13 protein-coding genes are annotated in these 14,126 nt (G+C 61.3%); 5 read left to right on the plus strand and 8 right to left on the minus strand.

Annotated features, from left to right (window positions below; translation table 11 throughout):
- Positions 1–1,347 carry a sigma-54-dependent response regulator transcription factor AlgB gene (gene algB / locus JV201_RS00445; protein ID WP_003214793.1) on the minus strand — a complete coding sequence of 449 codons (1,347 nt, stop codon included), beginning with the start codon at positions 1,345–1,347 and terminating at the stop codon, positions 1–3.
- A 392-nt stretch (positions 1,348–1,739) separates the two neighbouring features.
- Here algB and JV201_RS00450 point away from each other — a divergent pair, with 392 nt between their 5' ends.
- The 5 genes from JV201_RS00450 to JV201_RS00470 all read left to right on the plus strand — a co-directional run bounded on the left by JV201_RS00450 (position 1,740) and on the right by JV201_RS00470 (position 6,126).
- On the plus strand, positions 1,740–2,024 hold the full coding sequence (locus JV201_RS00450) for a hypothetical protein (RefSeq protein WP_087694545.1): 285 nt from the start codon (positions 1,740–1,742) through the stop codon (positions 2,022–2,024).
- Positions 2,025–2,101: 77 nt separating this feature from the next.
- Positions 2,102–2,266, plus strand: coding sequence for a DUF1328 domain-containing protein (locus tag JV201_RS00455; protein ID WP_003170804.1), 165 nt, complete (start codon positions 2,102–2,104; stop codon positions 2,264–2,266).
- A gap of 2 nt (positions 2,267–2,268) precedes the next feature.
- Positions 2,269–2,736 carry an inhibitor of vertebrate lysozyme family protein gene (locus JV201_RS00460; protein ID WP_219406361.1) on the plus strand — a complete coding sequence of 156 codons (468 nt, stop codon included), beginning with the start codon at positions 2,269–2,271 and terminating at the stop codon, positions 2,734–2,736.
- A 729-nt stretch (positions 2,737–3,465) separates the two neighbouring features.
- Positions 3,466–4,797 carry a glutamate/aspartate:proton symporter GltP gene (gltP, locus tag JV201_RS00465; protein ID WP_003214787.1) on the plus strand — a complete coding sequence of 444 codons (1,332 nt, stop codon included), beginning with the start codon at positions 3,466–3,468 and terminating at the stop codon, positions 4,795–4,797.
- Positions 4,798–4,896: 99 nt separating this feature from the next.
- Entirely contained in the window at positions 4,897–6,126 is a 1,230-nt protein-coding gene (locus tag JV201_RS00470) for a nucleoside recognition domain-containing protein (RefSeq protein WP_003214785.1), read from the plus strand.
- A gap of 86 nt (positions 6,127–6,212) precedes the next feature.
- Here the strand turns inward: JV201_RS00470 and JV201_RS00475 are convergent, their stop codons facing one another.
- The 7 genes from JV201_RS00475 to JV201_RS00505 form a co-directional block, all read right to left on the minus strand.
- Complete coding sequence (locus JV201_RS00475) at positions 6,213–6,872, minus strand: ABC-type transport auxiliary lipoprotein family protein (protein WP_219406362.1); 660 nt, start codon at positions 6,870–6,872, stop codon at positions 6,213–6,215.
- Positions 6,869–7,807, minus strand: a complete 939-nt coding sequence (locus JV201_RS00480) for an MlaD family protein (RefSeq protein ID WP_008439646.1) — start codon at positions 7,805–7,807, stop codon at positions 6,869–6,871. The genes JV201_RS00475 and JV201_RS00480 overlap by 4 nt, the downstream gene beginning before the upstream one ends.
- Before the next feature lies 1 nt (position 7,808).
- A complete protein-coding gene (locus tag JV201_RS00485) occupies positions 7,809–8,612 on the minus strand; it encodes an ABC transporter ATP-binding protein (protein WP_003214778.1) in 804 nt (267 codons plus the stop codon).
- The gene (locus tag JV201_RS00490) at positions 8,609–9,757 is read right to left on the minus strand and encodes an ABC transporter permease (protein ID WP_032899919.1); all 1,149 of its coding nucleotides are present in this window, start codon (positions 9,755–9,757) and stop codon (positions 8,609–8,611) included. The genes JV201_RS00485 and JV201_RS00490 overlap by 4 nt, the downstream gene beginning before the upstream one ends.
- Before the next feature lie 55 nt (positions 9,758–9,812).
- Positions 9,813–10,856 carry a DUF5924 family protein gene (locus JV201_RS00495; protein ID WP_003214774.1) on the minus strand — a complete coding sequence of 348 codons (1,044 nt, stop codon included), beginning with the start codon at positions 10,854–10,856 and terminating at the stop codon, positions 9,813–9,815.
- Between the two features lie 71 nt (positions 10,857–10,927).
- Positions 10,928–12,310 (minus strand): pitrilysin family protein, encoded by a 1,383-nt coding sequence (locus tag JV201_RS00500; protein WP_219406363.1) that lies wholly within the window; start codon positions 12,308–12,310, stop codon positions 10,928–10,930.
- Between the two features lie 58 nt (positions 12,311–12,368).
- On the minus strand, positions 12,369–14,027 hold the full coding sequence (locus tag JV201_RS00505; protein WP_003214770.1) for a Na/Pi cotransporter family protein: 1,659 nt from the start codon (positions 14,025–14,027) through the stop codon (positions 12,369–12,371).
- Positions 14,028–14,126 lie beyond the last annotated feature (99 nt).

A 14,126-nucleotide genomic window follows, 5' to 3' on the forward strand; every position in this document is an offset into this window, starting at 1 on the left:
TCACAGGTTGTATTGTTTGCGTTTGCGGTACAGCGTCGACGCATCAATGCCAAGGGTTCGGGCCGCCTGGTCCAGGGTGTCGCTGGTGGCCAGCACGGCGCCGATATGCGCCTTTTCCAGTTCATCCAGGCTCAACGCCGCACCGATACGCGGGGCATTGTTGGTCGGCTGCTCGGCCATGCCGAGGTGGCTGATCTCAACTTTTTCCTGCGGGCAGATGATGCTGGCCCGCTCAACCACGTTGCGCAGCTCACGGATGTTCCCCGGCCAGCGGTAGTTGAGCAGTGCCTCACGGGCTTCATCGCTGAAGCCGCGCGCCGGCCGCGCATATTCCTTCACGAAGCGCGCCAGGAAGCGGTCGGCCAGGGTCAGGATGTCTTCGCTGCGTTCGCGCAGGGGCGGCAGGTGCAAGGTGATGACATTCAGGCGATACAGCAGGTCCTCGCGGAAACGGCCGTCGCGAACCATGTCTTCCAGGTTCAGGTTGGTAGCGGCGAGAATTCGCACATCGGCACGGCGCGTCACCGGGTCGCCGACGCGCTCGTATTCCTTGTCCTGGATAAAGCGCAGCAACTTGGGTTGTAAAGTAAGCGGAAAGTCGCCGATCTCGTCGAGAAACAAGGTGCCGCCATCGGCCTGGTTGACGCGGCCCAGGGTGCTTTCGCTGGCGCCGGTAAACGCACCACGGCTATGACCGAACAACTCGCTTTCCATCAGTTCCGCCGTCAGGGACGGGCAGTTGATGGTGACGCAGGATTTTTTCGCGCGTTTGCTCCAACCGTGGATCGCCCGGGCCAGTTCACCTTTACCGGTGCCGGACTCGCCGAGAATCAGGATGTTGGCATCAGTGCCCGCCACCTGGCGTGCGGTTTCCAGCACCACCATCATCGCCGGGCTATGGGAGTCGAGGCCGTCCTTGGGCTGGCGCACTGCGCCTTCCAGGGCTTCCAGGCGTGCCGAGAGCTGGCGCACTTCCAGCTGCTTGGCCGTGGCCAGGCGCAATTGGTCGGGGCTGCAAGGCTTTACCAGGTAGTCGGCCGCGCCGGCCTGGATCGCATCCACGGCGGTGTCGACGGCCGAGTGGGCCGTGACGATCACCACGCGCATCCACGGCGCCTGGATACGCATTTGCGCCAGTACATCCAGGCCGTTGTCTTCGCCCAGGCGCAGGTCCAGGAAGCACAGGTCAAACACCTGGCGTTGCAACAAGGCATCGGCCTGGGCGGCGCTGTTGGCGGTGGCTACGGTGTAGCCTTCATCTTCCAGGCAGTAACGGAAGGTGCGAAGGATCGCGGATTCGTCATCCACTAAAAGAATGCGGCCTTGAAGTTCCTTGGCTGATTCCATCTGTCCCGCGCTCCCTTAAGAATGAATGATGTTGTTTAGTCCCGGAATAATCGGGCAAGTTGCATGGTTTATTCTGATTGATTAAAGCCGTCACCGCGCAGCTATCTGCGCTTCTTCTTACAAAGACGCCCACAAGAGGCGTTTTTGTCTCCCTCTTGCCACTTCGGCAGTCGAACGTTGCCTTCCTATCCCTTGATCCGACCAGTGACCATCGTGCATTTCGCACGGCAAGGATAGGGGCATCGTGCAGGATGCTCGTGGTGTCAAAGCGCTTTTGTTTTTAACTGGTTGATTTTATTGGTTTTTATTTTGTTAAAAAACTGGCACGCAGGCTGCAATACACCTCATACGAGTTTCATCTACGAATAATCAGAATGCGGGAGAGATACAGCATGACTCGCCAAAGCCTGACCCAACTGCGTGTATCGCCACTGCGCCTGCAACAGGGGCTGTTTGCCAGCCTGGCCCTGATGGTGACCTTGATTGGCGGTCAGCAATTGGCGCATTGGCAGCAGAGTCAGCAGCAAGTCGTGCAGTTTGAACGTCCGATGATGACCCAGACCCATTTCCGCTCCGTCGGCAGCACTGCCGCCGATGTGACAACCCCGCAATTGGCGGCGGTTGAACAGGACTCCACCCTCGGCGACCTGCCATCGCAGGAACGCTGGGTGTTCTAGGCAATACACGGTCCTCGAATCGAGCGACCGCAGGCACTACCGCTGTTACCCCTAAAAGAAGCGTAAGGAGAATCACCATGTTGAGTTGGGCAATCACATTTCTGATCATCGCCATTGTGGCTGCAGTCCTGGGCTTCGGTGGTATCGCGGGCACCGCCACGGGTATCGCCAAGATTCTGTTTGTGGTCTTCCTGGTGATGTTCATCGCTTCCTTCTTCTTTGGCCGTCGTGGTCGAGGCTAAGCATGTTCAACTCGTCCCTTAAAGTCCTGGCTGCCGCCCTGTTGTTGGGCGGCAGCGGCTTGGTGCTGGCTGCCAATGATGGCCAGTCCCGAGCCAACGAACTGCTGAGTGCGGACCCGCAGTACCGCGAGACCTGGCAGAGCGTGGTCAAGAAGGAAGAGCGCCTGCCTGAATGGGTGATGAACCTGTCGGGTAGCGCTGAACAGATGAATGCCGTTGAAGAGGATGGTGACGAGTACTTGGTCGGGCCGCTCTGTGAAACCGCAGACACATGCCTGAACAAGCGCCTGATCGTCGCTTTCAGCTTCGACAAGGAAGATGCTTACGCGATGTTGGTAGAAGTCCCGGCGGGCTTGCCCGCGGACAAATCGCCAACGCGGCACGCCGACTACCGTTTTCTTGGCAAGCCGGACGAAGGCATGCAAAAGCTGCTGATGGAACAGCTCAAGAAAGATCCGAATTGGTACTAGGTTCGGTCTGACGACGCTGTCGTCTACCGGCTTAACGTCCATAGAAAGAAGCGCCGTGCTTCTTTCTGTTTGCATCGCCCGACAAGGGTGGTGCATGACCAAGGGGCCGGGTTGCTCTGATCGTTTGGATCGGCGTGACCTACGGGGACAGGGAGTGCCTGCGCAAGGGCCGGGTCAGGTGAAAAGCTGCGACGCAAGTTCCCAAGCCGATGGTTTGTGGAACTTGCGACGGGCTTGCGGCTCCTATGCCCGCTTCTGTCATGCCGCCCATAGCGGCAATTCTCCTTTTTGCGTCCGCCCAACCATTTCTTGGTGTTTCCGCGTGACCATCTATCGAGAAAGTTTGTCTCCTGCCAGACGAGTTTTTCGATGGTATGCGTAGGAATTTTCAGGGGTTTTCAACTGCGACCGTAGATTTTCAAAAAACCCTGCGCGAGCCTGAAATGGCCGGTTCGCGGCATTTATGCCTGCCGAAATGTCGTATTCGAACTGACCGTTCAGACAGAAAAACTCAAAAAAACTCATGCCGATTCGGCATAGGGTAGGCGTTTACGGCATTAGACGTCGCCTCCTTGCATCGGAATAGTTGCGCCTTTTTTCGCCTGCCAGTGAGCCATATCGGCCAACTGCGGTGACCTTCTACGGGGGCAGATGCACACACTTTTTCGCTCTCGAGCGTTCCAGCTGCTGGCGCATCTGCCTGAGTCCACTTGAAGTAAGGGTAATGACATGAAGAAGGCAAAGCTAAGCCTCGCCTGGCAGATCCTCATCGGTCTGGTGCTGGGGATTGCAATCGGTGCGGTGCTTAACCATTTCAGTGCTGAAAAGGCCTGGTGGATCAGCAACGTGTTGCAGCCCGCTGGCGATATCTTTATCCGCCTGATCAAGATGATCGTTATCCCGATCGTGATTTCGTCGCTGATTGTCGGAATCGCCGGTGTTGGCGATGCGAAAAAGCTCGGCCGGATCGGCGTTAAAACCATCCTTTACTTCGAAGTGGTCACCACCATTGCCATTGTGGTCGGCCTGTTGCTGGCCAACCTGTTCCATCCGGGTACCGGCATCGACATGAGTACCCTGGGTACCGTCGACATTTCCAAATACACGGCCACTGCCGCCGAGGTCCAGCACGAGCACGCGTTCATCGAGACGATCCTCAACCTGATCCCGTCGAATATCTTCGCCGCCGTGGCCCGTGGCGACATGCTGCCGATCATCTTCTTCTCGGTGTTGTTCGGCCTCGGCTTGTCGAGCCTCAAGCCTGAATTGCGCGAGCCCCTGGTGACCATGTTCCAGGGCGTGTCCGAGAGCATGTTCAAAGTCACCCACATGATCATGAAATACGCCCCGATCGGTGTATTTGCCCTGATCGCGGTGACCGTCGCCAACTTCGGCTTCGCCTCGCTGCTGCCGCTGGCCAAGCTGGTGATCCTGGTTTACGTCGCCATCCTGTTCTTTGCTTTTGTGGTGCTGGGCCTGATCGCCCGCCTGTTCGGTTTCTCGGTGATCAAGCTGATGCGCATCTTCAAGGATGAGCTGGTGCTGGCCTACTCCACTGCCAGCTCTGAAACCGTGCTGCCGCGTGTGATCGAGAAGATGGAAGCCTACGGCGCGCCGAAGGCGATCTGCAGCTTCGTGGTACCGACCGGCTATTCGTTCAACCTCGACGGTTCGACCCTGTACCAGAGCATCGCGGCGATCTTTATCGCCCAGCTGTATGGCATCGACCTGTCGATTGGCCAGCAACTGATGCTGGTGCTGACCCTGATGGTCACCTCCAAAGGCATCGCCGGCGTGCCGGGCGTGTCCTTCGTGGTGCTGCTGGCGACCCTGGGCAGCGTGGGCATTCCGCTGGAAGGCCTGGCGTTCATCGCCGGTGTCGACCGCATCATGGACATGGCCCGTACCGCACTGAACGTGATCGGTAACGCCCTGGCCGTACTGGTCATCTCCCGTTGGGAAGGCATGTACGACGATGCCAAGGGCGAGCGCTACTGGAACTCCCTGCCGCACTGGCGCACCAAGCAAGCACTGCCGGCCGGCGAGACCACTCGCGGCTGACCGCCAGGACTGGCTCCTACACAAACCCCGGAAAATCCGGGGTTTGTCGTTTCTGCCAGCCCCGCTATCATTCGCCCCATCTTTCGGGGGATTCAACTGATGCTCAATGGCCTGTGGCTTGGCTTCTTTATCGTGGCGATGGTGTCTGCGCTGGCGCAATGGCTGATCGGCGGGAATGCCGGGATCTTTGCGGCCATGGTGGAAAGCATTTTCGCCATGGCCAAGCTGTCGGTCGAGGTGATGGTGTTGCTGTTCGGCACCCTGACCTTGTGGCTGGGCTTCCTGCGTATCGCCGAGAAAGCCGGGATCGTCGACTGGCTGGCCAAGGCCCTGGGGCCGCTGTTCCGGCGCCTGATGCCGGAAGTACCTGCCGGTCACCCGGCCATCGGCTTGATCACGCTCAACTTCGCCGCCAACGGCCTGGGCCTCGATAACGCCGCTACGCCCATCGGCCTCAAGGCCATGAAGGCGCTGCAAGAGCTCAACCCTATCCCCAATACCGCCAGCAACGCGCAGATCCTGTTCCTGGTACTCAACGCGTCTTCCCTGACCCTGCTGCCGGTCACCATCTTCATGTACCGCGCCCAGCAAGGTGCGGCGGACCCGACGCTGGTGTTCCTGCCGATCCTGCTGGCCACCAGCGCCTCGACCCTGGTGGGCCTGTTGTCGGTGGCGGTGATGCAACGCCTGCGGCTGTGGGACCCGGTGGTGCTGGCGTATCTGATTCCGGGTGCGCTGGTACTGGGTGGCTTCATGGCCTTGCTGGCGACGCTCTCAGCCACGGCGCTGGCGGGCCTGTCGTCGATCCTCGGCAACCTCACGCTGTTCGGGCTGATCATGTTGTTCCTGGTGATCGGCGCGCTGCGCAAGGTCAAGGTCTACGAGGCGTTTGTCGAAGGCGCCAAAGAGGGCTTCGACGTTGCCAAGAACCTGCTGCCGTACCTGGTGGCGATGCTGTGTGCAGTGGGCGTGTTGCGGGCGTCCGGCGCGCTGGATTTCGGCCTGGAAGGCATTCGCCACGTGGTGGCCTGGACCGGCATGGACACGCGCTTTGTCGATGCGCTGCCGACCGCGATGGTCAAGCCGTTCTCCGGCAGTGCGGCGCGGGCGATGTTGATTGAGACCATGCAGACCCAGGGCGTGGACAGCTTCCCGGCGCTGGTGGCGGCGACGATTCAGGGCAGCACCGAGACCACGTTCTATGTGTTGGCGGTGTACTTTGGCTCGGTGGGAATCCAGCGGGCACGGCATGCGGTGGGGTGTGCGTTGTTGGCGGAGTTTGCTGGTGTGGTGGCGGCGATTGCGGTGTGCTACTGGTTCTTCGGCTAAGACCTGAATCCCTGTGGCGAGGGAGCTTGCTCCCGTTGGGCCGCGAAGCGGCCCCAGTCAGTTATCGCAGGTGTGTCAGTCAAAGCTCATTGACTGGTTTTGGGGCTGCTGCGCAGCCCAACGGGAGCAAGCTCCCTCRCCACAAAAGCGCGGTTTCCCAGGCCGACGGCCCAATCCACCACCTGCCTGTTCAGCGCATCCCCAGCCTGACCAAACCCGGCCACCACCGCCGGCACCTTGGTATCCCCCACCGGCTGCCTCACCTCGAACCGCTTGCTGGCAATAATCCGTTGATCACTGCCGCGCACCAACCGTGCGTCCAGCCGTATCACCACTTCAACTGCGCTGCCGCGATACTCACTCTGAAACGCCTGCAACTGCCCGCCCAACTCAAAGTCCGCCTGCAGATTGGTCTCATCGGTACTGAGCAACGTCACCCGCCCATCCCGCTGGAACCCGTCCAGCAACCGGTTACGCAACAGCACGGGGGCTGGATCGCTCCAGCGGGAATTCGCATAGCTGCTGATCAAGTCACCGTTAGGCACCACGGCAATCCGCGGGCTGTCGAGGAATTCGCTGGTCTGCGGCTTCGCCACCCGCAGCGACCAGGCCACCGGGCTGGCCTGCGTGGCGGCCTGCGCCGATGGCAACCGGTACACGTCCGAGGGATCCGCCTTCGGCAGGATGGAACACGCACTGACCAATACCAGCGCAACGGGGGCGATCATTTGGTACGCACGCTTCATGGCGTGAACTCCTTGTTCTTGTCGCTGCCCAGCAGGTAACCGCTGGGGTTGGCTTCCAGGCGGCGGGAAATGGCGCGCAACGAACCCAGGGTTTCGCGCAGCTCGCGCACTGCTGGCGCCAGTTCGTTGAGACCCTGCATGCCGCTGTTCAGGGAATCCTTGTTGTTGGTCAGCAAGGTGTCGATCGTGGCCGTGCTCTGTTGAAGGGACTGCATGGCCTTTTCAGCACTGCCGAAAACCTGCTTGCCCTGGTCGTTGAGCAAACCGTTGGCGTTGCGCATCAGCGCGGTGGTTTGCTCCAGGGTGGCGCTGGCCTGTTTGCTCACCTGCATCAATTGCTGCATCACCACCTTGATGTCGCCGCGCTGATCGGCAATCGCGCCGGTGGTCTGTTGCAGGTTGTCCAGGGTATTGCTGAGGCGGTCGACGTTCTCCCGGGAGAACATGTGATTGGCGTTGTGCAGCAGCAAGTTGATGCTGGTCATCAGGTCGTTGCTGTTGTTCAGCAGTCGCGCGATCGGCGATGGCGACGCAATGATTTCCGGCAGGTTGCCGTCCTTGCCCTTGAGCTCAGGGCTTTGGGGCGTACCGCCGCTGAGCTGGATGATCGAGGTGCCAGTAATGCCGGTCAGGGCCAGCTTGGCCTGGGTGTCTTCCTTGATCGGCGTCTGCCCGGCCAGGCGGATGCGCGCCAGCACCCGGCGCGGGTCTTTCGGGTCGAGGCGCAGGCTGGTGACGTCGCCCACCTTGATCCCGCTGTACTGCACGGCACTGCCTTGGGACAGCCCACTGACCGCCTCGTTGAACACCACTTCGTAATCCTGGAATGCGCTGTCGACGCTGGACTTGGCCAGCCACAGGCCAAACAGCATGGCGCCGACCACGACGATCACGCTGAACAGACCGATCATCACATGATGGGCTCGGGTTTCCATGTCATACCTCGTTGAGCAGTTGAGCGGCATCCAATGCCGCGCGGCCCCTTGGGCCATGGAAGTATTCGTGAATCCAGGCGTCGTCGGTTTCCGAGACGACATCGATGGCATCCGCCACCAGTACCTTTTTCTGCGCCAGCACCGCTACGCGGTCGGTGATGGTGTACAGCGTGTCGAGGTCGTGGGTGACCAGGAACACGCTCAGGCCCAGCGCATCGCGCAGGGTCAGGATCAGTTGATCGAAGGCGGCGGCGCCGATCGGGTCGAGGCCGGCGGTGGGTTCGTCGAGAAACAGGATGTCCGGGTCCAGCGCCAGGGCACGGGCCAGGGCCGCGCGCTTGATCATGCCGCCGGAGAGTGACGAGGGGTATTTGTCGGCGGCCGACAGCGGCAGCCCGGCCAACGCCAGTTTCACTGCCGCCAGGTGCTCGGCATCGGGACGGCTGAGGCCGGCATGCTCTATCAGTGGCAACGCAACGTTCTCGGTGACCGTCAGCGAGGAAAACAGCGCGCCCTTCTGGAACAGCACGCCGAAGCGCCGCTCCACCAGTGACCGCTCGTGTTCCGACAGGCTCGGCAAGTTCTGCCCGAACACCCGCACCTGGCCTTCGCTGGGCTGGCGCAAACCGATGATGCTGCGCAGCAGCACCGACTTGCCGCTGCCGGAGCCACCGACGACGGCGAGGATTTCACCCTTGTACAAGTCCAGGTCGAGGTTCTCGTGCACGCTTTGCGAACCAAAGCGGTTGCACAGCCCGCGGACTTCGATCACCGCCTCAGTGGGCGCACGGCGTAAACGACTCACCAGCCCATCTCCATGAAGAACAGTGCGGCGACCGCATCCAGCACGATCACCACGAAAATCGATTGCACCACACTGGAGGTGGTGTGGGCGCCGACGGACTCGGCGCTGCCGCTGACCTTGAAACCTTCGAGGCAGCCGATGGCCGCGATAAGGAACGCGAAGATCGGCGCCTTGACCATGCCGACGAGGAAGTGCTGCACGCCAATGTCCGATTGCAGCAGCGACAGGAACATTGCCGGCGAAATATCCAGGGCCACGGCACACACCACACCGCCGCCGATAATGCCCGAGAGCATTGCCAGGAACGTCAGCATCGGCAGCGCCACCAGCAATGCCAGTACGCGGGGCAGCACCAGCAACTCCATCGGGTCGAGGCCCAGGGTGCGGATCGCATCGATCTCTTCGTTGGCCTTCATCGAGCCGATCTGTGCGGTGAAGGCACTGGCGGTGCGGCCGGCCATCAGGATCGCGGTGAGCAACACGCCGAACTCCCGCAGGAAGGAGAACGCCACCAGGTCCACGGTGAAAATGCTCGCGCCAAAACTGGCCAGCACCGTGGCACCGAGAAACGCCACCACTGCGCCCACCAGGAAGGTCAGCAAGGCCACGATGGGGGCCGCGTCGAGGCCGGTTTGTTCGATATGCGCAACCATTGGCGTCACGCGCCAGCGCTTGGGCCGGAATACGCCACGGGCGAAGGTTTCGAGGATCAGGCCGATAAAGCCCAGCAGTTTCATGCCGTCTTGCCAGACGGTGTAGACCGCGCCGCCGATGCGCGCCAGCAACATGATGCCGGCGGCTTCTTCCGGTTCCTTGACCGGCACACAGAAGTCGTTCAGAGAACGGTAGACGGTTTTCAGTAACGCGCGGTCGGCGGTCGAGAGGCTGCAGTCGGTCTGTTCAGCGGACTGTTCGATGCGCTCTGGGCCGAGCAATTCCACCAGCAGCGAGGCGCCGGCCGTGTCCAGAGCGCCGAGGCCGTTAAGGTCGATACGTGCACCAGCGTCGTACTGGCCGTCGAGCTTTTCCGACAGCTTCTTCAGGTTGGCATAGTGGGCAAGCGTCCAATCCCCTGTAATCCTCAGCAATGGAGGCTGGGTGGACGTGTCCAGATGGGCTGCACCGGCCGTTGTGCTACTGGTCATAAGCTCCGAGCTTGTTTGGCTATTCCAGAATTCCTACGTAATAGCACGATCCTGCCTACTTTGGCGCGTCTGGCGTTGTAGCGCCCTGACCGGGGTCAGTCACCTTGAAGCGCAACACGCCGATCACTTGGCCATCTTCGGTCAGCACCCGTACCTGCCAGCGTCCTACCGAGTCGGGGGGGAAGTTCTGCTTGTGGGTCCAGGCCCGATAGCCTTCCTTGCGCCCACCATGGATGTCCAGGGCGATGCGGTCGACTTCCTTGCCGTTGAATTTCCACACATGGTAGATCCGCTCATCCAGGCCGCGCGGCGCGTTGATCGCGGTGTAGGCATACAGCCCGCTGCTGCGCAGTTGGGCGGCGCTGACTTCTTTCAGGTCATCGCCGGGCGTGCGGTCCTGCAATTGGGTGCTGATGGCCACTTCGGTCATCCACAGCGTCGCGGGCGGCACCCAAGTGCGCAGGAACCAGCCGGCGCAACCAATCGCTGCGGTAACCCCCAACAGCATCGCCCAGCCCTTGATGCTACGCAGCGGCAGGCTCACGGCCAGGCTCGGGATAGAGAGCGCCATCGCCACGCCGAGGGCCAGTTTGTAACTCTCGGCGGTGGTCAGGTGCAGGATGATCGGCAGCGCGGTCAGCAGGGCCGCAAACAGGGTCAGGGTGTGCAGTGCGAGAAACAGCGAGCGCTTGGGCGCCAGCCACTTGTAGTACAGCGGGTCGGTGATGGAGACCAACGCCGCCGCGCCCAGCAGGCCGGTAAAGATCGACTGGCCGCTGTTCCAGGTGGTGGTGACAAAAAAGAACGGCAGCACAAAAAACAGGCTTTCCTGATGGATCATCTGCGTGGCGTAGCGCAGCAGCGGTTCGGGGATTTCCCGTTTGAAGACTTTGCTGAACAGCTGGGTGAGGCTGTTTTCGAGCATCAGCCATAACCAGCTCACCAGCATGATGATCGCGATCCAGCTGGCCATGCCTTGCTGGCGATCCACCAGGATGAAGCTGCCCACACCCGAGATGAAACCGCCGAGTGCAATCACCCCTGGGTAGCGCTTCATCAGCTCGAGGATGCGCTGGATGGTGTGGGTCAGGATAGGCATTCGGCAGTTCACAGTCTTTGTAGGAAAAATCCCAGACAGAATAACGTTTTAGCCGTTTTCTCGGGGCCCGATTACGCAATCCCTTTGCGATAACGCCACACACCTAGTAACACAATCGCAATCAGCCCCAGTGCGCCTGCGGCGATCCAGTTGAGGCTATCGTAGCTGAACAACGGTTTCTCGATGCGCCAGTAGCCGTTCTGCTTGAGCAACTCGCGCATGGCCTGGTTGGCTTGCTCCAGGCTTACAGCCTTGATGCGCTTGGCCGGGTCGCTGAAATGCCCTTTGGCGTAGTCGCCCGAGGCACTCCAGTAATAGTCGGCCAACGCGCTGTTGCCTTGAACGGCCCACGCCTGGCGGGCAATGGCGGCTTGTTGCAGGCGGGCGAAGGTGGCCGGGTCGAGGCCGTCCTTGAGCAACTGGGCCCTGAGGGTTTCCAGCACGTGCTCGGCTTCCGGCAGGTTGTCGCGTTCAAGGTCGGCGTTGAGGCTCATGAAGCCGACGCCGCCCAGCACTTCGCGCTCGCTCCATGGGCCATAGGACAAGCCGTGCTGCAAGCGCAATTGACGATACAGCGCCCAATCCAGGTAGTCCTTGAGCAGGTCGAAGGTTTCATCGTACTGGTCGTCCAGCACCGGCTCGGGGAATAACCAGTGCAGCTTGGCGTTGTCACCGACCCAGCCGTGGATCAGGTCGCGGCGGACGGCGGCGGCGTGTTGAATCTCCGGCAACGGGCGATGTTCGCTGGGGTCAACCGGATCCAGTGCGCCGTAGGTGCGTTCGAGATAGGCCGGCAGCAGCTTGTCGAGGTCGCCGACGATGATCAGGGTCATGTTGTTGGGGGCGTACCAGGCCTTGCGCAGCTTTTCCAATTGGTCGCGGGTCAGGTGCTCGACTTCGGCCCGCTCGGCGCATTTGAGCCCCAGTTCGACGGCAAGCTGACTGCTGGCCTTGTGGCCGAGGTCCTGGCGGTCCAGCAGCCGTTGCAGGTGTGAGTAATGGCCGCCGTCTTCGCGCTCCACCACCTGTTTGGCGGCATTGATGTTGGCGTCGGTCAATTGGGTGCGGGTGATGATGGCCAGCAGCAGGTCGAGCACCTTGCGCTGGTTCTGCGCCGGAGCCTCGATGACGAAAGTGGTGTCGGCATTGCTGGTGTAGGCGTTCCAGTCGCCGCCGAGGGCTTGCATGCGTTCTTCCAGTTCACCTTCGCCGCCACCGTCGATCCCGCTGAACAGCAAATGCTCCAGCAGGTGCGGCAGTTCCTTGTCTTCGCAACTGAAGTCATCCAGGCCCACACCCACCACCAGGCGGATTGCCACGTGGCCGCGTTCGGTGCCCGGCTTGAGCAGCAATTGCAGGCCGTTGGGCAGGGTGTAGCCCTCGACTTGCAGGCGGTCAAAGGCAAAGGTGTGTGCCGAACCCATGAGCAGGCAGGCGAATAGCAGGCGACGCATAACAGGCTTCCTGGCGAGTGAGGTCCGTTGTTAACTGACTTCACTCGCCGTCGTACGTTCAGGGCGAATGGGTGATGTCGGCAATATCGTCCGCCGAGAGCGCACCGGTGTCGGTGGTTTCCAGCACCACATAAGCGCTGCTGCAGAACAGCGAGTTGAGACGCTTCATGTCGGCAATCAGCTCCAGGTGCAAGGAACTGGTCTCCAGGCTCTGTACGATTTTACGTTGCAAGCGGCTGACGTGGGCGTGGGCCAGGCGACGCTCCTGGGCGCGGAAGCGGCGCTTTTCCCGCAGCAGTTGCCGGGCGCTTTCCGGGTCGGCACTGAGGAACACCGAGAGCCCCAGGCGCAGGTTGGCGATCAGCTGGGTTTGCAGGCCCGCGAGTTCTTCCAGGCCGACTTCGGAGAATGAGCGGCGCTGGGAGGTCTTTTGCTGCTGGACCTTGCGCAGCATGCGTTCGATCAGGTCGCCGGCCAGTTTCAGGTTGATCGACAGTTCGATGATCTCGGCCCAGCGTCGGCTGTCCTGTTCGCTGAGGTCTTCCCGGGGCATTTGCGCGAGGTAGAGCTTGATCGCGCTGTAGAGCGCCTCGACATCGTCGCTCAGGCTGCGCATTTCCTGGGTGATGGCGGTTTGCTTGCCGCGCAGCACCTCCAGCATCGAGGTCAGCATGTTGTCGATCAGGTCGCCCAGACGCAGGGTTTCGCGGGCGGCGTTGGCCAGTGCCAGGCTTGGGGTGGCGAGTGCTGCCAGGTCCAGGTGGCGCGGCTTGGCCAGGCCGTTGACCTCTTCGCGTTCCGGGAGCAACCAGGCGCACAAGCGGGACATCGGGCCGATGGTGGGCAGCAGGATCAGGCAGCGAATAACGTTATAGAGCAGGTGGAAGGTGATCACCATGCCTTGGGCGCTGTAGTCCAGGTTATCCATCCAGCCGACCAGCGGGTCGAGTACCGGGATGATCAGCAGCAAGCCGATCAGCTTGTACAGCAGGCTGCCCAGGGCCACCTGGCGCCCGGCGGCGTTCTGCATGCTGGTGCTGAGGAAGGCCAGCACGCCGCTGCCGATGTTGGCGCCGATCACCAGGCCGATGGCCACGTGCAGGCCGATCACGCCGGCACCGGCGAGGGTCGCGGTCAGCAGGACGGCGGCCAGGCTGGAGTAGGAAATCATCGCGAACAGTGCGCCGACCAGGGCATCGAGCAAGATGTCGCCGGTCAGCGAGGCGAACAGGACCTTGACGCCCTGCGCGTGGGTGATCGGGCCCGCGGCTTCGACGATCAGTTGCAGCGCAAGGATGATCAGCCCGAGGCCGATCCCGACACGGCCCATCTGCCCGGCGCGTGTCTGTTTGCGCGACAGGAAGAAAATCACCCCGAGGAAAATCAACAGCGGCGACAGCCACGACAGGTCAAAGGTCAGCACCCGGGCCATCAGCGCGGTACCGACATCGGCACCGAGCATGGTCGCCAGGGCGGGCATCAGGCCCATCAGGCCCTGGCCGACAAACGAAGTCACCAGCATCGCCGTGGCGTTGCTGCTTTGCACCATGGCCGTCACCAGGATGCCGGCGATAAACGCCAGCCAGCGCTTGGACATGTTCTGCCCGATGACCTGGCGCAAGTTGGAGCCGTAGACCCGCAGGATGCCGGTACGGACGATGTGCGTGCCCCAGATCAGCAGGGTTACCGCGGAAAGCAGATTGAGCAGGGTCAGCATGCTGGGCCCCCTGTGTTGAGTCGTGCTCCAATCGGAGCAAGTGAATAGTGCCGCGTGCCGTTCTACGTCTTGTACTTAAGCTGTAGTTGGCGAATGGGC

It is taken from the genome of Pseudomonas sp. Colony2, from assembly GCF_019382755.1.
Classification (GTDB): domain Bacteria; phylum Pseudomonadota; class Gammaproteobacteria; order Pseudomonadales; family Pseudomonadaceae; genus Aquipseudomonas.